This is a genomic window from Neisseria sp. P0001.S005, assembly GCF_051963715.1.
This window is the reverse complement of record NZ_JBQCTZ010000051.1, coordinates 1-20,795: the sequence shown is the minus strand read 5'-3', so window position 1 is coordinate 20,795 and position 20,795 is coordinate 1. Positions and strand designations below refer to the sequence as shown.

General features: G+C 50.6%; 18 protein-coding genes and 1 pseudogene. 7 read left to right on the top strand and 12 right to left on the bottom strand.

Going from position 1 to position 20,795, the window contains the following annotated elements; genetic code table 11:
* The 9 genes from ACTHSP_RS08675 to ACTHSP_RS08635 form a co-directional block, all read right to left on the bottom strand.
* Window positions 1-305, bottom strand: a 305-nt coding sequence (locus ACTHSP_RS08675; protein WP_440345963.1) for a sugar transferase, incomplete at its 3' end; no start/stop codon positions are given.
* On the bottom strand, window positions 298-1,470 hold the full coding sequence (locus tag ACTHSP_RS08670) for a glycosyltransferase (RefSeq protein WP_049350762.1): 1,173 nt from the start codon (window positions 1,468-1,470) through the stop codon (window positions 298-300). The genes ACTHSP_RS08675 and ACTHSP_RS08670, both read right to left, overlap by 8 nt.
* A 14-nt stretch (window positions 1,471-1,484) precedes the next feature.
* Window positions 1,485-2,555: a glycosyltransferase family 4 protein gene (locus tag ACTHSP_RS08665; RefSeq protein WP_440345962.1), complete on the bottom strand. Its 1,071-nt coding sequence runs from the start codon at window positions 2,553-2,555 to the stop codon at window positions 1,485-1,487.
* Window positions 2,552-3,862, bottom strand: coding sequence for an O-antigen ligase family protein (locus tag ACTHSP_RS08660; protein ID WP_440345961.1), 1,311 nt, complete (start codon window positions 3,860-3,862; stop codon window positions 2,552-2,554). Before ACTHSP_RS08660 ends, ACTHSP_RS08665 begins: the two co-directional genes overlap by 4 nt.
* A gap of 42 nt (window positions 3,863-3,904) precedes the next feature.
* A complete protein-coding gene (locus tag ACTHSP_RS08655; protein WP_440345960.1) occupies window positions 3,905-5,332 on the bottom strand; it encodes an oligosaccharide flippase family protein in 1,428 nt (475 codons plus the stop codon).
* Between the two features lie 167 nt (window positions 5,333-5,499).
* A complete protein-coding gene (locus ACTHSP_RS08650; protein ID WP_049350758.1) occupies window positions 5,500-6,807 on the bottom strand; it encodes a nucleotide sugar dehydrogenase in 1,308 nt (435 codons plus the stop codon).
* Window positions 6,808-7,380: 573 nt separating this feature from the next.
* Window positions 7,381-8,484, bottom strand: coding sequence for a bifunctional diaminohydroxyphosphoribosylaminopyrimidine deaminase/5-amino-6-(5-phosphoribosylamino)uracil reductase RibD (gene ribD, locus ACTHSP_RS08645; protein WP_049350757.1), 1,104 nt, complete (start codon window positions 8,482-8,484; stop codon window positions 7,381-7,383).
* A 14-nt stretch (window positions 8,485-8,498) separates the two neighbouring features.
* Window positions 8,499-8,951 carry a transcriptional regulator NrdR gene (nrdR, locus tag ACTHSP_RS08640; protein WP_049350756.1) on the bottom strand — a complete coding sequence of 151 codons (453 nt, stop codon included), beginning with the start codon at window positions 8,949-8,951 and terminating at the stop codon, window positions 8,499-8,501.
* Between the two features lie 199 nt (window positions 8,952-9,150).
* Entirely contained in the window at window positions 9,151-9,993 is an 843-nt protein-coding gene (locus ACTHSP_RS08635) for a class II glutamine amidotransferase (RefSeq protein ID WP_049350755.1), read from the bottom strand.
* A gap of 284 nt (window positions 9,994-10,277) precedes the next feature.
* Here ACTHSP_RS08635 and ACTHSP_RS08630 point away from each other — a divergent pair.
* From ACTHSP_RS08630 to ACTHSP_RS08600, 7 genes and pseudogenes are all read left to right on the top strand, one after another.
* Window positions 10,278-10,577: pseudogene (locus ACTHSP_RS08630) on the top strand (Slam-dependent surface lipoprotein); the annotation flags it as partial.
* On the top strand, window positions 10,576-11,019 hold the full coding sequence (locus tag ACTHSP_RS08625) for a Slam-dependent surface lipoprotein (protein ID WP_440345959.1): 444 nt from the start codon (window positions 10,576-10,578) through the stop codon (window positions 11,017-11,019). The pseudogene ACTHSP_RS08630 and the gene ACTHSP_RS08625, both read left to right, overlap by 2 nt.
* A gap of 121 nt (window positions 11,020-11,140) precedes the next feature.
* The gene (locus ACTHSP_RS08620; protein WP_049350754.1) at window positions 11,141-12,580 is read left to right on the top strand and encodes a porin family protein; all 1,440 of its coding nucleotides are present in this window, start codon (window positions 11,141-11,143) and stop codon (window positions 12,578-12,580) included.
* A gap of 265 nt (window positions 12,581-12,845) precedes the next feature.
* On the top strand, window positions 12,846-14,060 hold the full coding sequence (locus ACTHSP_RS08615) for an MFS transporter (RefSeq protein WP_049350753.1): 1,215 nt from the start codon (window positions 12,846-12,848) through the stop codon (window positions 14,058-14,060).
* A gap of 284 nt (window positions 14,061-14,344) precedes the next feature.
* Window positions 14,345-15,091: a hypothetical protein gene (locus ACTHSP_RS08610; RefSeq protein WP_107810729.1), complete on the top strand. Its 747-nt coding sequence runs from the start codon at window positions 14,345-14,347 to the stop codon at window positions 15,089-15,091.
* Between the two features lie 31 nt (window positions 15,092-15,122).
* Window positions 15,123-15,647 carry a hypothetical protein gene (locus tag ACTHSP_RS08605; RefSeq protein ID WP_318250442.1) on the top strand — a complete coding sequence of 175 codons (525 nt, stop codon included), beginning with the start codon at window positions 15,123-15,125 and terminating at the stop codon, window positions 15,645-15,647.
* A gap of 111 nt (window positions 15,648-15,758) precedes the next feature.
* Window positions 15,759-16,946, top strand: a complete 1,188-nt coding sequence (locus ACTHSP_RS08600) for a hypothetical protein (protein WP_318250443.1) — start codon at window positions 15,759-15,761, stop codon at window positions 16,944-16,946.
* A 46-nt stretch (window positions 16,947-16,992) separates the two neighbouring features.
* On the opposite strand, the gene ACTHSP_RS08595 is transcribed toward ACTHSP_RS08600, so the two are convergent.
* The 3 genes from ACTHSP_RS08595 to ACTHSP_RS08585 form a co-directional block, all read right to left on the bottom strand.
* The gene (locus ACTHSP_RS08595; RefSeq protein WP_241479500.1) at window positions 16,993-17,430 is read right to left on the bottom strand and encodes a hypothetical protein; all 438 of its coding nucleotides are present in this window, start codon (window positions 17,428-17,430) and stop codon (window positions 16,993-16,995) included.
* A complete protein-coding gene (locus ACTHSP_RS08590) occupies window positions 17,431-18,267 on the bottom strand; it encodes a PHP domain-containing protein (protein WP_440345958.1) in 837 nt (278 codons plus the stop codon). It lies immediately after the preceding gene.
* A 65-nt stretch (window positions 18,268-18,332) separates the two neighbouring features.
* The gene (locus ACTHSP_RS08585) at window positions 18,333-20,729 is read right to left on the bottom strand and encodes a penicillin-binding protein 1A (protein WP_371464559.1); all 2,397 of its coding nucleotides are present in this window, start codon (window positions 20,727-20,729) and stop codon (window positions 18,333-18,335) included.
* Window positions 20,730-20,795 lie beyond the last annotated feature (66 nt).

Below are 20,795 nucleotides of genomic sequence, written 5' to 3'. Positions count from 1 at the left end.
TTTAAGACATTCCATAATTCAGGAAGTTCGTCCAAACTGGTGGCACGTAATTTTTTGCCGAAATCGGTCAGGCGTTCTCTGTCCGGTAGCGGGTTGCCGTCTTTATCGATTGCATCGCGCATGGAGCGGAATTTAATCATTTTAAACGGCTTGCCATCTTTGCCCGGCCGCTCTTGGATGAAGAACACGGGCGAGCCTAGGTTTTTGCGGATGAGGTACACCAAAATCAAAAACACAGGCGACAGGATAATCAGCCCTGAAGCGGAGGCAACAATGTCAAACAGGCGTTTGAAAAATTTATTCATGAGCTAATCTTTCAATCAGGTTGACGATTTTTTGATAGGCAACGTCGCGTTTGAAGCGGCGGACGATTTCTTCGGACTGAACGGGATCGTTTTTGCGCTTCAAAATATCTTTGGCGGCTTGAACGAAACCGTCCACATCGCCGGAACGGTAGTTCGCATGCGGCAGCAGGGTAAGGACTTCGGCAACTTCGTCGTTGACTTGGCTGTTCAGAATCGGTTTTTGTAAAGCCATATAGTCGGACAGTTTGTTGGTAATCGACTGCATGGCGTAAGAATGGATGGCGTTGACGGAGATGTCGCAGCCTTTGGCGACCGACATCATTTCGGCGTAAGGAATGTAGCCGTAGAACTTGATGCCGTCGCAGGCGTATTGTTTGAGCCTGTCCAAATCGGGGCCGCCGCCCATGATGTGCAGCTCTACATTTTCGCCGTCGCCCAAAAGTTTCCGAACGCCTTTGCACACGGTTTCCACGTCATAGCTGTAACTGAGCGTGCCCAAGTAGAAAAAGCGGGTTTTATCGTCGCCAAAATCTTTGGCAGGCGCGGCATCGAGTTTGGGAAAGTCAGCACCGATATAGACGACTTCACCGGGTACGTTCGGATTGGCTTCTTTGGCGCGGTCGAGATAAGTCTGCGATACGGCAACCAGCGCGTCGGCGTAGCGGTAGGCGCGGTTGGCGCGGGAGGAGAAGGGCAGCAGGTTGTGCGGGATTTTTTTCAAAAACGGCACGACCGAGGAGAAAGACTCCGGCCATACGTCCTGTACGTCGATAATCAGCTTGTAGCCCAAACGCGCTTTGTGTTCGCCCAAAAGCAGGTTGGTGGCGATCAGCGGGTAGGCGGAAAAGATGACGTCTTGCTCGCCCGGACGGCAGTTGTTCAGCCATTGCTCAAAATGTTTGACGAACACATGATGGCTTTTGACGCGGTCCAGCGAGACGTTTTTACCGTAGCCGCTCTCTTCCAGCAGCATGACTTTCAGACGACCTTGCGAGGCAGATTCGGCATCTTCAGGTCGTCTGAAAGATTTGTCGTAGTGTTTGAAATTGCTGGTAATCAGCAGCACGTCATGAGACTGCGACAACAGCTCGGCAAGATACCAGAAGCGGTTGAAGTGCGGCTCGGACGGCAGCGAACAGTAGGGGGCGACGATGGTGATGTTCATATTTTCAGACGACCTCACATATCGTAAGCGGCCATTGTGGTGCGATAGATTTCATCATCGGAACACAAGGTCTCAACGTGTTTATGCAGGGCTTTGCCCATCTTTTCGCGCAACTCGGGCTGCTTGATGAGTGTATCGACGGCTTCGATAAACGCTTCGTCATCGCCAAAAGGAATGCAGTAGCCGGTTTGGCCGGTAATGACCATTTCGGAAATACCCGCCATGTTGTAGGTCACGACAGGCGTGTCGTAAAGGCCGGCTTCCAAAATATTGTTGCCGACACCTGCGCCGTGGTCGCCCACGCAATGCGGCGTGTTCACCAAAATATCGACTTCTTTGAAGTAGCCGGTCAAGTCGCGGACGCCGCCGAGGAAGGTGACTTTGTCTTCAATGCCCAAACGTTTGGCTTGGGCTTTGAGGTTGTCCATTTCTTCGCCGATACCTGCAACGTTGAGGCGTACAGGCATACCGCGGTCAATCATTTTCTTCAAAATATCCAACATCAGATGCACGGCGCGGACGGTGTCCAAGCGGGAAAGCGTGCCCAGTTGAACATAGTCTTTGACCGTTTTTTCAGGAACGAAATCTGCTTTGTGCAGGGCGTTGTAAGTGTAGGTGATGCGGTTGGCAGGGAAACCGTAACGGATGAGTTTTTCGCGTTCGTGTTTGCAGTTGCCGATGATGTACACGCCCAGCTTGTCGAAAAGCTTGGCAATTTTTGGATAAGTTTCCGGATCAAGGCCGCGCGCGTGGTAGAACACTTTGGTTTTCGGCGAGGCAAACTTGGCCGCAATGGCGCAGGCCGGAACGATACGCGCCATTTGGCAGTGAATCACATCAGGTTTTTCTTTTTTCAGCAGTTTCATATAGGCAAACATGCCTTTGACGTAACCCAAAAGACCGCCTTGGTAAAAATCAATCGGCTGCCAACGGATGCCCAATGCTTGCGCTTCCTGAATCAAAGGGCCGTCTGAAGAGGCCAATACGATATCGTGTCCGCGTTGTTTGAGCAGGCGACTGAGGCGGAAAGTGGCGTTTTCAGTGCCACCGAGGCCGGACATGGAGGTAGTCAGGATGATTTTCATGATGGTTTCTTCGTATCGTATAGTGTTTCGTTGTATGCGTAAGCGGCCATATCTTTCAGATTGGGTGCAACAAATACGCTGTAAATAAAAATCAGCAGGCAGGGCAGCCAGATAAACGGCATACGCAAAATGGTGGATGGAATAAAACCGGCCAGCAGGAAAATGCCCAAGGCAACCCAAGCCAGTACGCGTGATTTATTGGTTAGTGCACGGCTTGAGGCAGTGTAGAGGAAATAAAACGCTACAAATGCAATAAAGCCGAGCAGGGAAATTATGCCGAAACCCAAATACAGTTCGATGATAAAACTGTGCGGATTTTCAAAACCCACGCTGTTACTCAAGTGGCCGCCGAAATATTCGCGGAAGTTTTTAGGACCGTAACCGGTCAGCAGCAGGGGCGGATTGTTCCAGAAGTAGTTGTAAATCTCCTGACGGTAGGACACGGAGTTGTCGCTGCCCAAGTCGTACAGGAAGAGGTACACGCGGCTGGAAAAACGTTCCAAAAACTGGTTGCCGTTGAGCGACAGCAAAAATTCCGCAATCGCGCGTGACGGAATCATCGACAACACTAACGCCAGCAAACCAGCTACGCCGACTGTAATAAAACCGTTTTTGCGATAGGCCGTATAAACCAGCAAAATCAACAGGTAACAGCCGATGGCGGTACGCGATACACTGGCGAAAATGGCCATGCCCAACAGCAGGAACAAACCCCAGCCCAGTAGTTTTTCTTTGTGTTTTCGTCCTTGGAGTTGGAAGAAAAACAAAATGGCAGGTGCAAGGCAGACTGCGGTGGCGGCAAGGTTGTTCGGGTTAAAGAACAAGCCTTTGAGTGAACCTTCATCAATAGCCAACTCATCGCTGGCGCTCACAAACTGAATGCCGGTGGCCAACTCTGCAAAAGGCGGCACGGCGATAAACAGCGTAAATACGATGAGGAATTTTTGAATCGTTCCCAAAGGGTCGTCGGCACGTTTCGATACTTGGTAAAACAAGTAGAAGAAAGCCGGAATCGCCATAAAAAACAAAATATCCATGTACTGCGTCGGCGTCAGCGACGTAATACCCATGTGGATGGCAGGCCAGATGCACATGGCGGTCAGGGCGCAGAGCATGGCAAAAATCTTGCGCGGAATATGCTTGCTTTCCAGAAAAAATACGACAAAACCAAGCAGTACAAATATCAGGGTCAGCGGGTTGTCGATACGCGGCACGCCGACCTTAAAGGACAGCGCAGGCGCCAGCATATAGGCTGCGAGCATGATATATAGGATGTAAGTGTATAAATTTAGACGTTTTATTTTCATAGTCGTTCTGTTGTTATCGTAGAGACATGAATCTCAGGTTGGCTATTTTGCTGAACGGTTTAATTTGACTTTGATTTTTTCGGTCGCGGCAAATAGTGCATGTTTGTATTTTAGGAACAGGAAACCCAGTCCTACTGCCCATGCCAGCGCAAACCAGATGTAGTTGTCGCGCGTACCCAGCCAAGTGTAGGCAAGGCAGATTATCAGGCAGAGCGTTGAGTTGGTATAAATCTTCAGGCGCGGCAAAGGTTGCCATAGGCGTGAAGAGAATTCAGTTTTAAAGATGAAAAACAGCCAAAAAGCCGTTGCGCTGGCCATAGCCGCACCTTTTGCACCGAATTTCGGTACCAGCAGATAGAGCAGGGCGGTATTGGCGATAAAGGCAACGATGTTAATGACGGTAATCAGCCAAGTCGAGCGGACGACGTTCAAACCGATGCCGCTGACTTCGGTCAGCGTGTAAAACAGGGGGAAGAGCATACACGAGAGCAGGATAAATTGAACCTGTGTGTATTTTTCCGGCAGTATCCAGGTCACCATCGGCGAGAAAATCCCAATGAGGCAAATCATTGCGCTGATGAGGACTGTCATGGAAAGCGTGATGTCGCCGATTTTGTCCAGATTGGTTTTTTCTTCTACCCATTTGAAAACCAAAGGCGCCCAAATGGTGGAAAACACACTTTGGAAAATCAGGGCGACGGCACCAAAGCTGACTGCCATCGAATAAATGCCCAATTCGTCCAAACCCGAGATGTCTTTGAGGACAAAGCGGTCAATCGAAGTCAGGCCCCAATAGGCCAAGTTGCCGAATGCCAGCGGCAGGCCGTAGCGCAGGCCGTCCCGATGCAGCTCGGGCGACCATTTCGCATGGGAAACGGCTTGCAGGTCTTGGCACAGCTGATATATCAACAGTACAACGGTCAGCACTTGGGCTGCGGTGTAGGTAAAAACCAGCGAAGTAGTATTGGTAGGCAAGCCGGAAGCAATCATGGCAAAAACCAACACCAAAATCAAGAATTTCGGCGCAAGCTGGCTGACGGAAAAAGCCAATGCCTGCTCTTTCATCCGCAAAATCAGAGCTAAAAAACGGGTAATCAGCGTGGTGGCCAAAAAAATCAGAAAGAGAATCCCCAAATTTGCACTGGGGATGTCAAAAATGATTTCAGACGGCCATGATGCGTTTATCAGTAACACTAAAACCACAACCGCCACCGTCAGAATCAATGGCGATAAAAAAACGGATTTGAACAGCGCGGCCTTGTCTTTAACGGCGTAATAGTCGCGAATATAGGATTGGTCCAGTCCCAAGCCCAAGAGCAGAATGCTCAGTCCGGCAATGGTCTGCAAGAGTACGATACGGCCGATGTCTTCCGCAGGGAAGTACCATGAGATGAGTGGCAGGGAAAGCAGGCCGAAAGCGGCGCTTCCTACCGGGCCCAATGCGAAGCCGAGGATTTTTTTCGCGTTCATATTATTTGTTTTCAGACGGCCAGAAGTTCGAGCTGAGCGTTTTTCGTAAGGTATGTGTTGTTACCGTTGCCGGTTTGCCAAGGCCGTCTGAAAAACAAATGGCCTTGGGAAACCGGCCGCCGTGCCGGTTGAGGAAACCGGGGCAGCCGGATGCGTCTGAAGCAAGATTATGCTTTGATGACTTTAGGATTTTTTACTGGGAATTTGCCGCGTGTATCGACAATCAGCTTGGCATGTTCAGTAATCATGTCATAGTCGAATTTGTCGTGATCGGTGGTCAGAACCACGCAATCGTATTGGGCGACAGTTTCAGGGGTCAGCGCTTCGCTCTTCAGGTCGAAGTAGTGGTGGCCGGGGATGTGCGGGAACTCTGGAACGTGCGGGTCAGAGTAGGAAACCACTGCGCCCAGTTTGTGCAGGCGGTCCATCACTTCCACAGACGGGCTTTCACGCATATCGTCCACGTTTTTCTTGTAGGCGATACCCAATACCAAGATTTTGCTGTCTTTGATAGAACGGTTGTGGTCATTCAAAGCCAGGCCGACTTTTTCGATAACGTAGTCGGGCATATGGGAGTTCACTTCACCAGCCAGCTCGATGAAACGGGTGTTTACGCCGTATTCGCGTGCTTTCCAAGTCAGGTAGAACGGGTCGATAGGGATACAGTGGCCGCCCAAGCCAGGGCCCGGGTAATAAGCAACGAAGCCGAACGGTTTGGTTGCAGCGGCATTGATGACTTCGTGAATGTCGATGCCCATTTTGTCGGCAACAATTTTCATCTCGTTCACCAAGCCGATGTTTACGGCGCGGTGGATGTTTTCCAAAAGTTTGGTCAGCTCGGCAGCTTTGGTGGAGCTTACTGGAACAACTTTATCGATGGCAGGTTGGTACAGCGCAAGGCCGACTTCCAAACAATCAGGGGTGTGGCCGCCGATGACTTTTGGAATGGTACGGGTTTCAAAGTTAGGGTTACCAGGGTCTTCACGCTCAGGAGAGTAAACCAAGAATACGTCTTGACCAACTTTCAAGCCGCCTTCTTCCATGCGCGGCAGCAATTCTTCTTCGGTAGTGCCGGGGTAGGTGGTGGATTCCAAAGACAGCACTTGACCGGCGCGTAGGTAGGGTTTTACCGCATCTGTAGTGTCGATCACAAAGCTCATGTCCGGCTCGCGGTATTTGTTCAGCGGAGTCGGTACGCACAAAATAACGGCTTCTACTTCGCCGATGCGGGAGAAGTCGGTCGTTGCTTCAAACAGGCTGTTGGAAGCAGCGGCAATTTTGTCGGAAGGGATATGCTCAATGTAGCTTTCGCCTTTGTTGAGCTTGTCGACTTTGTTGGTGTCAATGTCGAAACCCAAAACTTGGTAACCGATATCCACATAGCGCAACATCAGTGGTAAACCGACGTAGCCTAAGCCAACGATGCCGATTTTTGCGGTCTTATCGGCAAATTTTTGTATCGTAATGTTTTTCATGATGTCTTTCGTTTAATGAATGAGTAAATCGAGATGTTTGCCCGATGCCTGAGTTGTTTGCTGTAACCGCATAGCCATAGCCGGCTGCCGTATTGTGTGAAGCCTTAAAACCATACTTATAATTACATTAGACAAAATCATAAGCACTTATCTGATTCGTCTCAATCAAAAAAGTTTAATGGTCGTTCAGACGGCCTCTATGGTATGGAAACGGTATTTTTGAATACTTAATTTTTAGAAATTACATTCAACCACATGTTTTGATTTTAGATATTGTTTTGTCAAATGCATGGTTCATGAAATGAAACTACCGTTTATGCCGTTTAAAACCCTTCTAGAATAAAAACTTTTAATAAATTTTCGTGGCTTAACTTATCTTAATAATCCATTATTTCGTGATGAAAAAAAGGAAAACTTGTCGACAATCAGCTTGAGGATAGTTAACTTAAGTCAAAGTTTTAAATTGGAATACACTAAAGTCATTATAATATATTGACGAAAAAATTACATTTATTGCTATGTAAATAATATATATATTCTATTGAAAGTAATTTTATTATTAAGTTTAGGCAATTAGATGGATTTTTTCCGGAGAACCCATTTAATGTCCTGTCCGATGATTTCTACTGATTGACTTTGCCAAGGGCTGTCTGAAAGTAGGACGGCCGGATTTTCAGAAAGGGAGAAAAGAGGTTTGCCTGCGCCTAACAGTTTCGGCGCTTGGTAGAGGACGATTTCATCTACCAAGTCATCCTTCAGGAAGGCTGAAGCAAGTGTGGAGCCGGCTTCTACCAGAACTTCGCCAAAGCCAAACTCTGCCAGTTGCGGCATGAGTGAAAGAAGATTGATACGGCCGTTGATGTGTTCAGACGGCCTGATGATGCGGATATGTTCAAATGTGCGTAGAGCCTGCAAACGTTGTTCGTCTGAGGAAAGGGTAACGATAACGGTCGGGCTTTCGGTATCGGTAACGAGGTGGCAGTCTAAAGGAGTTTGCAGTCGGCTGTCCAAGACGATACGCGCAGGTTGGCGTAGAGTGGGGAAGCTGCGAACGTTGAGTTTCGGGTTGTCGGCAAGTACGGTACCGATACCGGTCAAAACGGCGCAACTTTCGGCACGGAGAATTTGTACGTCTTCGCGTGCTGCTTCGCCGGTAATCCAAAAGCTGCGGCCGTCTGAAAGGGCGGTTTTGCCGTCTAAACTGGCGGCGCATTTGAGGCGGACAAACGGTCTGCCGCGTTCGATACGCGACAGGAAACCGCGGTTGAGTTCGCGCGCCTGAGCTTCCAACAAACCGCTTTTGGTACGTATTCCGGCGGCTTCCAGCATAGATAAGCCTTTGCCTGCGACCAACGGGTTAGGGTCAGTCATGGCGGCGACCACGCGCGTTACGCCGGAATGAACCAGCGCTTCGGCACATGGCGGTGTGCGACCATAATGGCTACAAGGTTCCAGCGTGACATAGGCGGTTGCGCCTTTTGCCGCCACTCCGGCCTGCCTCAACGCATGAACTTCAGCGTGCGGTTCGCCTGCTTTGACGTGGAAACCTTGTCCGACGATTTGGGCACCGTGTGCAATTACGCAGCCGACGCGGGGATTGGGGGAAGTAGAAAACCGCCCAAGCTTAGCCAGCTCGAGGGCGGTTTGCATCATTTGGGTATCAAGTGCGGAAAACATGGTTTCAGACGGCCTTATTTGGCTTTGCATTCGGCGATGACTTGGGTGAATTCGGAAACGTCTTTAAAGCTTTTATAGACAGACGCGAAGCGGACATAAGCGACTTGGTCGATTTTTGCCAGCTCTTCCATCGCCATTTCGCCGACGATGTGCGAAGCGACTTCTTTTTTGCCCAAACGGTAGAGGCGTTGCTCGATAAGGGCAACGGTTTCATCGATTTGTTCTTGCGTAACAGGGCGTTTGTGCAGCGCGCGCTCAAGGCTGGTCTGCAGTTTGTGCGGATTGAAGGGAACCCGTGTGCTGTCGGATTTGATGATTTGCGGCATCCGCATTTCAACGGTTTCAAAGGTGCTGAAGCGTTGACCGCATTCCAAGCATTTGCGACGGCGACGGATGCTGTTGGTGTCTTCCAGCCATCGCGAGTCGGTTACTTGTGTGTTGGGGTGTTGGCAAAACGGGCACTTCATCGGGTTTCCTTGTCATACGCTCGGCAAGGTCGCTAAGCAATTGAATTTATTGTTTGTGACCTATTATTGTAGCGGATTGCGCTATTTTCGTATAGTAAAGGCTTTTTCGCTGGATTAAGTATAAAAAGGCCGTCTGAAAGGGCAACTTGAGTGAAGTTGAGCTTTTCAGACGGCCTTGAGTTTTTCAGTCAATCAACCGTTAAACCGATACGCCGACGGCGCGGGCAATTTCCAAACCTTCTTCCGCACTCATATAAACCGGATTTTCGGGGCGGTCGCTGCGGACGATATCGCCGTCTTGAAACATCACCAATTCATTGACTGCCAACTGCGACCAAGTTTCATCGCGCGTCAGGGGCAGGGTGGCGATGACGGAGACCTTGTCGTTTGGCGTGGTCACTGTGGAAAAATCAACCATCACGTCATCGTCCAGCAAACGCGCTTTGCCAAACGGGGCTTTGCGCACGATGTAGTGCAGTAAGGTACTGGCGTGGGCAAACAGGCAGTCGCCGTTGGACATGACGAAGTTGAACAAACCGAAGCGGCGGATTTCATGGGTTAGGCCGGCAATGGCGTCAAACAAAACTTCAGGTTTGGGCTTGGTGGCAAAGCGGCTGCGCAGGCGGTTGAGGATAAAGCAGAACGCGCGTTCGGAATCGGTTGAACCGACGGCATGGTAGTACTCGCCCTGCTCGGGGAAAAAATCAATCAAATGGCCGTTGTGTGCAAACAGCCAATATTCGCCCCACATCTCGCGCATGAAGGGATGAGTGTTCGCCAACGAGGTCTGGCCTTGTGAGGCCTTGCGGATATGGGCGATAACGTTTTCAGATTTGATTTGGTAGGCGCGTACCAAGTCGGCAACGGGCGAGTTGGCGCTGGGCTTGTCGTCGTGAAACAAGCGTACGCCTTTGCCTTCAAAAAAGCCAATACCGAAGCCGTCGGCGTGGTGGTCAGTAATGCCGCCACGGCGGCGAAAGCCTTCAAAAGAGAACATGATGTCTGTGGGAGTGTTGCAATTCATGCCGAGCAGTTGGCACATGGCGTTAACCTTTGTTCTGGGTATTTATAGGGTTATTATGGTGTATCGGGCAGGCAGTTTCAATATATTCTTTGCCGTTTGGGGGCAGGTGATATAGGTCGTATCGAATTAAAAATAAATATTTTCGCCTTATTGGAGATTTTTAGGATATTTGCTAATTCTGTGCTAACACTTCCCCTATAAAATGTTTTGTAGAACAAAAAGACCTCCTCACATAACGATATGTTCTACTCACAACGAAAACATAATTTTCCCCACCATCGTTTTACCTCAAGGAGTGTTCAATGAAACTGAATCTGCAAAAAACCACCGCTGCTGTTTTGGCTGTTGTGTTCAGCGCAGGCGCATTTGCCGCTAATAATGCCTATAACCCATTCGAGTATGGCTACAAAAATCACAAATACGGCAAAAAATGGGGTAAGCCTGCATCTGAAGCCGAAGGCGAAAAAGTGATGAAAAATGCAGCCTACCGTTCAGGAGTGTATTACACCAACGTAAACCGCATTCCGGCAAAAGCAGACCGCAACGGCGTGAAAACCGTACAGGTTAACGACGCATACACCCGTCAAAACCTCGGCCGCTATGCGTTCAACACCATCAAGAGCGGCGGCTCTGAAGTGTACTACGGCGAGTGGGTCGGCAAAGAATACGCTAAAGGCACCAAATCGCGGCGTTTTCTATTCTGGCGACAAACGCGCTACCTCTATGCCGGTATCAGGCGTAGCCAACTACGCAGTTAAAGGTATCAACAACTACACCGGCAACAACTCGATGGTGGGTACTTTGCGCGCAGACTTCGGTCAACGCGTCTTGGCGGGTTCTATGAGAAACAACGCGGTAAACATGGATGTCCATGCCCGCATCAAACCGTCCAACGCATCGTTTGAAGGCTACGCCCGCGCCAACGGCCACTTCGGTAAAACCGAAGGTCACTTCTTCGGTCACAACGCAAGCGCGCTGGCCGGTGTTGCCAAATTTAAAACCGACCGCAACTTGGATACGGCATACGGCGGTGTAAAACGCTAAAATCCCTAGTTAAGTAAAATGAGTTAAGTAAAATAAAGCCTGCTTCACGCAGGCTTTTTTAAACACCAGCCCGCCAACCTTCTCAAGGTCGTCTGAAACCGCCGACCGGAAAGCCGACACCATGTACAAACCGTCTGCCTGCCTTATCCTCTTTCTCGCCGCCCCCGTCCTTGCCGCGCCACGCTCCGACTTTTCAGACGACCGTACCGCGCAACGCCTGTGGCAGGACACCCGCCAAACCATGCAGGAACAGGAACAAAAAGTGCGCGGATACCGTCTCGACATTCCCGCCGAACACATCGGGCAGACAGCCGAAACCGACCCCGAAGCCGACCAAGGCGAAGCCCTGTTTAACGCCGTCAACCGCAGCGACTGGCAAACCGTGCGCCCGCTGCTCGAGCGTTATACCCAGCAAACCGAATACGACCCCGACATCGCCCTCTTTGCCCGCGCCTCGCTCGCCCGCGGCGAAGGCAGGTGGAAAGATGCCAAACAAGACTACGAAACCCTGCTGCAACGCCATCCCGACTTCACGCGCGGACGGCTCGATTACGCCCGCCTGCTCTTTGAAGGTCGTCTGAACCGCGAAGCCACTTCCGAATTTATGCGCCTTCAAAACGAAGACCTGCCCGAAGCCGTCAAAGAAAACATCGGCCATTTCCGCGACTCTCTAAACCAACGCCAAAGCTGGCAGGGCAGCCTTTCCGTCGGCGCCGTCCACAACAGCAACATCAACGAAGCCAGCGGCAAAGTGTGGTGTAAAACCCAAATCGCCGGCGAATGCTGGGAAGAATTTTCAGGCGACCAGCCCGTTTCCGCCAACGGTATCAAATACGAAGCCGCCGCCGTCCGCCGCTGGCAGATTAAAGGACATCACGGCATCGCCGCCCGCGCGCTCGGCTACGGCCGCTTCTACCGCGACCATAAAGACTTCAACGAACACACGCTCAACCTCAGCGCCGGTTATCAGTTTGAAAACCACCGCCACACCTTCGCCCTCGCCCCGCTTGTCGAATGGAACGGCAGCGGCGGCAAAACCCTCAACCGCGCCTACGGCGTGCGCAGCGAGTGGAACCTCGACAAAGGCAACTGGACGTGGAACACCGAAGCCGAGTGGAAACACCTTTCCTATTCCGACAAAACCCGCCTGCTCGACGGCAGCCTCTTCTCCGTTTACAACACCCTGTCCTACTTCCCGCGCAACGACATCATGCTCTATGGCGGCATAGACTGGCAGCAGCGCAAAGCCAAAGAACCGGTGGACAGCTACCGCCTCATCTCCGCACGGCTGGGCGCGGCAAAAATGTTTGAAGCCGGCTTCGACGCCTCCGCCTCCGCCACCTTCGGCATCCGCAGCCACCGCGAAGAAAACGCCGTACTCGAACAACGCCGCCGCGACAAAGAGCAAACCTACCGCCTCAGCATAGGCGTGGACCGCTGGAAATTCGTCGGTCTCAAACCCGTCCTCAGCTACAAACACCGCCGCGTCCACGGCAACACCGACTGGCTGTACAGCTACAAACAAAACGAAGTCGGTCTGTCGCTGGTCAAATCGTTCTAACGCAGGACGCAGAAACACAAAGGTCATCTGAAAATCGGATTTCGGGTTTTCAGACGACCTTTGCCGTTTTTTATGTGCCGTATTTCTGCCCGTATCCCATTCCCTGCCTTTCAGATAGAAAGGAAACGGACAACGTGGCGCGGATAGAGGTTTTGGCTATAATCAAAGCATTAGGTGTTATTTAGCCTGCGTCAGCCCGTTTGCTAAAATCCTTTATCCTGCCGCTTGTTTTGGCGGCATTTTTTCATAGAAACAAACCATAACCATGACACACACACAGCAAAAATCCCCTAACCTTTGGCTGGTTATCACTGCTGCCGCCTCCATCCTGCTGATTACCATCGGTATGCGCATGACTATGGGGCTGTTTGTCCGTCCGGTCGTCGACTCTACCGAGCTGAGTATCCAAGAGTTCAGCCTGATTATCGCCGTTTTCCAGTTGATGTGGGGCTTGTCCCAGCCGCTTTCCGGCGCGCTTGCCGACCGCTTTGGCGCGTTTAAGGTGTTGGGCGGCGGTGCGCTGCTGTTGGCATCTGCCTGTCTGATGGTGCCGCAGATGCCGACTTATTGGGGGCTGATGCTGGCAATTGGGCTGCTTTTTGCATTCGGAACGGGCGCGGGCGGTTTCTCCATCATCATGGGGCAGGTCGCGGCGAAAGTACCACCGCACAAACGCGGTTTGGCTTCAGGTCTGGTCAACGCGGGCGGTTCGGCGGGGCAGTTTTTGTTTGCGCCGCTGGTGCAGGGTTTGCTGGTGTTGCCCGCCGTCGGCTGGACGGGAACGTTTTACGTTTGGAGCGGCATCGCACTTCTGATCCTGCCGATTTCGTGGTGGCTGGCGGGCGGCAAAAACGCTGTCGCCACGCACCACACGTCGTCTGAAAACGGGCAAACGCTGGGGCAGGCGGTCAAAACCGCGTTTAAAGACCGAAGCTACATCCTGCTGCACTTGGGCTTTTTTACCTGCGGTTTCCACATCGCGTTTTTGGTAACCCACCTGCCCAACGAAATCGCGCTCTGCGGTCTGCCCGCTTCGGTCGCTTCGACTTCGATCGCGATTATCGGCTTGGCGAACATCGCGGGCTGCATTTTTTCGGGCTGGTGTACGGGGCGGTTTTTGGGCAAATACGTTTTATCCGGACTCTACGCCTCGCGCGTGGCGATGGTGCTGATCTACCTTGCCGCCCCGAGAACCGACGTCAATTTCTACATTTTCGCCGCTGCGCTCGGCTTCACTTGGCTCGCCACCGTCGCTCCGACCGCTGCAATTACGGGCAAACTGTTCGGCACGCGCTATCTGGCGACGCTGTTCGGGCTGACCATGTTGAGCCACCAAATCGGCGGCTTTTTAGGCTCGTATATCGGCGGCATCGTGATTTATCAATTCAACGATTACGGCTGGATGTGGTATGCCGATGCGGTGCTGGCGGGGGCGGCGGCTTTGCTGAACCTGCCGATACGCGAAAAGAAAACGGCGTAACCCGCTTAAACCAAGCAAAGAACAAAGGTCGTCTGAAAACGGAAAAACGGTTTTCAGACGACCTTTTTCTATCATTAGTGGGAAACGGTCGATGTGTTTGGCAATCATGGCTTGGGCGGTTTGCTGAAAGAAGGTACTCATGAAAAATCCCCTAAATGTCTTGGTGGGAATTTAGGGGATTTTGGGGAATTTTGCAAAGGTCTCAATTAGCGTGCAAATGTGCTTGCAGTGAAAAAATATTGGAAATAATATCAATGCAAGTAATAATTTTTATCAAGAAGGAGATGAGTGTGAAATTTTTAGCTGCTTTGCTGTGGCCGGCCATGTTGCTGCCCATTTTGTCTCATGCCGATAGCGGCATTCAGACGGTCTCTGTTTCTCAAGCATATGCGGATGACGCAACGGGCTGCGGGCAGCTTTATCCTGTAGAGAGCTTCGAGAATTTGTTCAGACAGATGGCCGGCACGCTGCATAGTGCCTGTTTGCTTGATATGCCGCCTGAAGATTTAGCGAAAAAGTGGCAGATTCCCGTGTACCGGCGCTATCTGCGGCTTTCCGGCCGTTTGCGGCCTGACGGAGAAAAACAGGCGGTACTCAGATGGAAAGACAAGGCAGAGCGGCAGAAATGGCTCAAACACAGGCGGCGTAAGCTAAAACGGCCGACCGACGGCTTTACGGTAGTGCATCAGACCGACTACGACGGCAGCACTTTTTTAGAAATCGAAGCAACGCCTGATTATATAAAACGATACCGTTCATTGTTTCCTGACGACCGTTATCCTGATGATTTGCCGAAACCCTATGTTTCATCTCATATCCTAAGCCCGGTCAGCGTATGCTTTAACAATGGAACAGAACAAGTTTTTCCTAGGTATACGGTAGTAAAACAAGTAGCAGTAGATGAAAACAACCATTTGATCGGGAGTGATAGACATTTGGTTATAAGGGAGGAGAAAGGTGCAGGAATATTATTTCAGCATCCAACAGACAAATGCATTAATGATATTTCCAGCATCTTTCTTATCAGATAGTCGATAGTATTTAATTTTAAAGGTATATGGTATGGCTACAACAGCACAAATCCGGCAGCATTTTTTAAAATTAGGGATGCCTGTTTCGGAAGTTAATCAGATTATTCGGGATTCAATTTTACTGGGGCAAACCCATAACTTTATCAATCAATGGGGGTTAGGGAGTATTCAAGCAAACACTAAATATTCCGGCATATTTTTCCAAAGCAAACTAATTGGCAGTAAAGAAAATAGAAGTATTGTATTCGGTACGGCAGACAAAAGATATCTGACTGCTTCTGATTGGGCTCATGAGTTAGGACATGGTTTGTCGAAAACAATTTCCAAGCTTGATCTTGATATTGATGGAAATCGCAATATAACAGCGAATGAATATGCACGAAGATTTGTTTATGAAGAAGGAAAAGCCGAATACAACCGTTTTCAGTTTGATTTGCGGAACAACCCAAAAGAAACCAAATACGGATCGGATACGGCAGCAATCAAGGCGATGAACCAACAACAGGCTGTTGATTATTTTGCCCACAAAATGAAAACCCAAAACCCCAGCGGATAGCCCAGCCATACTTATTGGACATGGGCGAAATCTGTATTCCTTAAGGAAACCAATCCAAACCTGCTAAACGGTAAAACTCCAGCCGAAAAGCAAAAAATTCTGCAATCAGGAATGGATGAAGCAGCGCCTGACCATCCCAACAGACTGTTTGGCGTAGGTGACGAGCGGGTTCGCTTTCAGAAAACCGATCCAAATATGCCGCTTAGTCTGATGCCGATGATGACACGTGGAAATCCTATGTTGATGGTGGTATTTGTACCTGCAAACAGCCGTTTGGCAGACGGTACGGTAACGACGGCTGCAAGAACAGCGTTATATTATTCTTCAGGCGGAAAGCAGGGGGCGATTGAATTCGGTATCGGTAGCGCGGGCAAGAGTGTCAGCTTCAACGATAATTTAGTAAATTACTCAAAAAGTGCGTATGCGGCACTGATTACTTCAGCCAGCAGGCTTCATTCCAATGCAGTTAACCGCTTGGCTGCTTTGGTCGAACAGCAAAAATCCGAACAGGCATCAGGAAAAGGCAAAGAAATTCATAATGAAAACGAAGCTTTGAAAGCTTTGCAGGATTTACTGAACAAAGCCAATATTTCACTTGATTTACAGGGCGGAGTGGATAATCTTCAGCAGAATTTTGACCAAATTGCCAAAAATTACCATACTCCTCTTGCTATCGAGCTGTATGGAGAAGAGTTGCTCACGACTTCGGTGGAGGATGGAGTGAGTTTTGATATGGATGGCGACGGGATGGCCGAACAGACGGCTTGGCTCAAAAAAGGCAGCGGTTTTTTGGTTTGGGATAAAAATGGAGACGGCATGGTAAACGACGGAACGGAGATGTTTGGTGAGGCAACAGTTATGTCTGACGGCAAGCGCGCAGAAAACGGCGTAGAAGCTTTGAAAGATTTGGACAGCGACAATAATAATATCATTAATCAATATGATGAATTGTGGGGCGAGCTAAGAATCTGGCATGACGAAAACAGTAACGGGAAAACGGAGGAAGGAGAGCTTTCTCTATTGTCCGACTGGGATATCCAGTCGATCTCTTTGGATTTTGCAGAAATCAATCTGAAAGATGAAGCCGATAATAAAATATTATTTGAATCAGAAGTGGTTTTGGAAAATGGGGAAAGGCGCAAGGTTGCCGATATTGATTTCCAAAACGACAAAGGAATTTACAATGAGTTGGCAGGTGAAATTTCAGCAGAGACAGCCGCTGATGTCGTGTATCCGACGGAAATTTCAACATCGGTTATACTGCCCGGAGAAAATACTGCATATATCCCGGCTGTATAAACACGTTATCAGATATGGCTTCCAAAGATATGCTGATTTTTTATTTTCAGGTAGCCTGAAAACGCTTGGCCGCCTCTTCCAGCATTTTCCATTCTCCGCCGCTGCCGTGGTAGGTTTCGGCATCAATCTCGAACACGGCTTTGCAGTGTGTGCATTGGAAATAGTGGGTCAGGAAATCGTACCAGCCGTGCAGGCGGCGGTTGCCCTGTGGGTCGGTGTCGATGATGTAACCGCTGCGGGCGAAGGTTTGAACATAGTCGGGACTGATACGCCGGACTTTGGCGTAGGCGAGGGTGATGTCGGCCAGCGTGCCGTCTGCCAGGCGGTCGGCGGCGCGCAGTAGCATTTGCGACAGTTTTTGCGGGGTTTTGATGCGGACGGTGGGACGAAGGTCGGCGCAGTAATCGCACATGGTTCGGGTCTTTCGGTGGGAGATGGGGTGCAGGCTGCTTTTTTGGCAGGATAATCCTTTTGCGTGAGGCATTCAGACGGCCTTAAAGTGTTTCCATACAGGGCGGCATTGTTCGGGTAAGTCGGGACAGGCGCCGAGTATGCCGCCGCTGAAGTCGTTGGGGCGGTGAAAGTCGCTGCCTGCGCTGGCGAGAAAGTCGAAACGGTCGGCAAGCAGGGCATAGTTGAGGCGGTCGTTTTTACAGCAGTTGCCACTGTGCACTTCAATCCCTGCGCCGCCGAGATTTTTAAATTCTTGAAACAGGTTTCGTTTGGCGGTGGCGGATAATTCATAGCGCATCGGGTGGGCGATAATGGCCATGCCGCCCGCGCCTGTAATCGCGGCTACGCAGTCTTCCAGTGTGGCCCATTCATGTCTGACGGAACAGGATTTGCCGTCTCCCAGATATTTGGTAAATGCCTGCTGTTTGTTTTTGACATGGCCTTCGCGGATGAGGAATTCGGCAATGTGGGTGCGGCTGGCCATTTCTTTGTTGGCGGCCAATGCCAGTGCGCCTTCATACGCGCCTGTTATGCCTTTTTTCTCCAGTTTGGCCACAATGGATTCCAGTCGTTTCAGACGGCCTTTGCGGACTTCGGCAAGCAGGTTCTGCAGTGCTTCGTTGTGTTCGTCAAAGTCCAAGCCGACAACGTGGATGGTGCGGCCGCGCCAAGTGACGGATATCTCCACGCCGTTGACGAAGGGGAGGCCGAGGGTATCGGCTTCGGTGCGTGCCTCGGCAAGTCCGCCGGTATGGTCGTGGTCGGTCAGGGCGAGCAGGGTGCAACCGTTTTGACGGGCGAGTCGGACAACTTCGGTTGGGGACAACATGCCGTCTGAAACGGTCGAATGGCAGTGTAAATCAATCATGGTTTTGCTTTGAATTTTCTCAAACAAGGCCGTCTGAACGTTTCAGACGGCCTTGTTTGAGAACATTAGAACAGAGAGTCTAGTTGTTGTCTGTTATTGTTGCCGGTATTGCTTGGCAGAACTGGGGTTTCGTCTGATTCTTCACGGGCTGGCGCAGTGTTGCTCTCGGCACTGCGGCGGTTTTCATTCGGAACGGCACGACGGGCAGGTTGAGCAGGACGCGGAGCAACGCCGCTGTTGTCCAAGGCCAGGTCGGAGCTGGTGGTCATGCGTTCGCGCATATACACTTCGCCGCCGTTTGTAACCACGCCTTCAGGTGCTTTCATCGGTTTGACGCTGGTGCCTTTCAGGGCGAAGCGCATGTATTCTACCCAAACCGGTACGGCGATTGTGCCACCGTAGCCTGCACTGCCCATGCTGCGCGGTTTGTCAAAGCCGATATAGACGGCAGTCACAACGCTAGGGGTGAAGCCGACAAACCATGCGTCTTTGTTGTCGTTGGTGGTACCGGTTTTACCGGCGATGTCGGAGCGGCCCAGTGCGGCTGCACCGCGCGCGGTACCGACACGGACAACGTCCTGCATGATTTTGTACATGATGTAGGCGTTGCGCGGGTCAATGGCTTGAGGTGCGTTTTCACCGGCCACTAACGGCTGCATTTGCGCTCTCAGACGGCCTTGGCTGTCGTAGATTTTGTCGATGACGTGGGCAGATACTTTGTAACCGCCGTTGGCAAAGACGCTGTAACCTTCTGCAATACGCAACGGAGTGGTTTCGCCTGTACCCAAAGCCATAGACAGGCTGGCAGGGATTTCAGATGGCTTGAAGCCGAAGCGTTGGATATATTGTTGCGCGTAGCCGATGCCGATCGACATCAGGATGCGGATGGATACCATGTTTTTCGACGCGGTCAAAGCCTGACGCAGCGTGATGTAACCGGCATAGCGGCCGTCAGAGTTTTTCGGGTTCCACGCTTTACCGTTTGCACCTTTGCCCGGCAGGGAGATCGGCGCATCGTTAATCATGGTGGAGGCAGTCATGCCTTTTGCCAAAGCAGCGGAATAAACGAACGGTTTGAACGTCGAGCCGGGTTGGCGCATGGCTTGAGTTGCGCGGTTGAAGGTTTTGCTGTGGTAGTCGTAGCCGCCGACCAATGCACGGACTGCACCGGTTTTCGCATCTAAAGACACCAATGCGCCTTGCAACAAAGGCTCTTGAACGACGGTAAAAGTATCGCCGCTACCTTTAACGCGAATGACGGAGCCGCGACGGATACGGTCATCCCCCATTTTTTCGCTGTTGACGGCACGGGCGGCAAAGCCTAAAGCGTGGCTGTTCAGCGTGACTTTACGGCCGCTTGGCAACTGAATCTGTACACCTTTGCGTGAGGCTTCCAATACAACCGCAGGAATCATTTTATCGACGGTGTAAAGTGTAGAAAGATATTGGCTGACAGTTTCTTCTACGTTATCGCTTTTGCTCAGGTCGATGTAGTTTTCTGCACCGCGGTAGCTGCTGCCGCGGTCGAAATTGCGCAGAACTTTACGCAGGGCTTCGGTGGCGACGCGCTGGTGTGCGGTATCGACGGTGGTATATACCTTGAAGCCTTGTGTGTAGGCATCTTCGCCGTATTTTTCAAACAGCTCTTGACGCACCATCTCGGCAACATACAGGGCATTTTGGTCGATGTTTTGTACAAAACGCTCGTAATGCAACTCTTCTTTCAAAGCCTGATCGCGTTGCTGCAGGGTGATCATGCCTTCTTCCAGCATATTGTTCAGAATATAAGCCTGGCGCAGTTTGGCACGCTCAGGGTTTACAATCGGATTGTAGGCGGAAGGTGCTTTAGGCAAGCCGGCCAACATGGCGGCTTCAGCCAATGTTAATTCATTAACATTTTTATTGAAATAAATTTGGGCGGCAGAGGCAAAACCATAAGCGCGTTGACCCAAATAGATTTGGTTGAAGTACAGCTCCAAAATCTTGTCTTTACTTAAAGACTGCTCGATTTTGTAGGCCAACAGGGCTTCGTTGAACTTACGGGTGAACGAACGCTCGCTGCTCAGGTAGAAGTTTTTGGCAACTTGTTGCGTAATCGTACTGGCACCGGATTGAACACCGCCGGCTATGACGTTGCCGATTGCGGCGCGCGCCACGCCCCAAACATCCACACCCCAGTGGTCGTAGAAGCGTTTGTCTTCGGCGGCAATCACTGCGTCTTTCAAAATTTTGGGGAAGTCGCCGATTTTGGTAAATTCACGCCGTTGTTCGCCGTAAACGCCAATGACTTGGCCGTCTGAAGAATAAATCGTCAGCGGCATTTTTGGTTTGTAGTGTTGTAAAGAGTCCAAAGACGGCAGTTTTGGATAGGTTACCAGAATTGCAATTGCAATCAGACCTACACCGAAAAGAGCCAGTCCTAATAAGAGACCCATACAGGTCGTTATAATTTTTTTAATCATGACTAAGTAATAATTTTGCCATTAATGGCGATAAATAAAGTAAAATGGGAAACGATTTCTATCAGC

Excerpts from the sequence above, each read along its gene's own strand:
- ACTHSP_RS08670 (WP_049350762.1), bottom strand. The coding sequence starts at position 1,470 with ATGAACATCACCATCGTCGCCCCCTACTGTTCGCTGCCGTCCGAGCCG.
- ACTHSP_RS08665 (WP_440345962.1), bottom strand. The coding sequence starts at position 2,555 with ATGAAAATCATCCTGACTACCTCCATGTCCGGCCTCGGTGGCACTGAA.
- ACTHSP_RS08660 (WP_440345961.1), bottom strand. The coding sequence starts at position 3,862 with ATGAAAATAAAACGTCTAAATTTATACACTTACATCCTATATATCATG.
- ACTHSP_RS08655 (WP_440345960.1), bottom strand. The coding sequence starts at position 5,332 with ATGAACGCGAAAAAAATCCTCGGCTTCGCATTGGGCCCGGTAGGAAGC.
- ACTHSP_RS08650 (WP_049350758.1), bottom strand. The coding sequence starts at position 6,807 with ATGAAAAACATTACGATACAAAAATTTGCCGATAAGACCGCAAAAATC.
- ribD (WP_049350757.1), bottom strand. The coding sequence starts at position 8,484 with ATGTTTTCCGCACTTGATACCCAAATGATGCAAACCGCCCTCGAGCTG.
- nrdR (WP_049350756.1), bottom strand. The coding sequence starts at position 8,951 with ATGAAGTGCCCGTTTTGCCAACACCCCAACACACAAGTAACCGACTCG.
- ACTHSP_RS08635 (WP_049350755.1), bottom strand. The coding sequence starts at position 9,993 with ATGTGCCAACTGCTCGGCATGAATTGCAACACTCCCACAGACATCATG.
- ACTHSP_RS08625 (WP_440345959.1), top strand. The coding sequence starts at position 10,576 with ATGCGTTCAACACCATCAAGAGCGGCGGCTCTGAAGTGTACTACGGCG.
- ACTHSP_RS08620 (WP_049350754.1), top strand. The coding sequence starts at position 11,141 with ATGTACAAACCGTCTGCCTGCCTTATCCTCTTTCTCGCCGCCCCCGTC.
- ACTHSP_RS08615 (WP_049350753.1), top strand. The coding sequence starts at position 12,846 with ATGACACACACACAGCAAAAATCCCCTAACCTTTGGCTGGTTATCACT.
- ACTHSP_RS08610 (WP_107810729.1), top strand. The coding sequence starts at position 14,345 with ATGAGTGTGAAATTTTTAGCTGCTTTGCTGTGGCCGGCCATGTTGCTG.
- ACTHSP_RS08605 (WP_318250442.1), top strand. The coding sequence starts at position 15,123 with ATGGCTACAACAGCACAAATCCGGCAGCATTTTTTAAAATTAGGGATG.
- ACTHSP_RS08600 (WP_318250443.1), top strand. The coding sequence starts at position 15,759 with ATGGATGAAGCAGCGCCTGACCATCCCAACAGACTGTTTGGCGTAGGT.
- ACTHSP_RS08595 (WP_241479500.1), bottom strand. The coding sequence starts at position 17,430 with ATGCCTCACGCAAAAGGATTATCCTGCCAAAAAAGCAGCCTGCACCCC.
- ACTHSP_RS08590 (WP_440345958.1), bottom strand. The coding sequence starts at position 18,267 with ATGATTGATTTACACTGCCATTCGACCGTTTCAGACGGCATGTTGTCC.
- ACTHSP_RS08585 (WP_371464559.1), bottom strand. The coding sequence starts at position 20,729 with ATGATTAAAAAAATTATAACGACCTGTATGGGTCTCTTATTAGGACTG.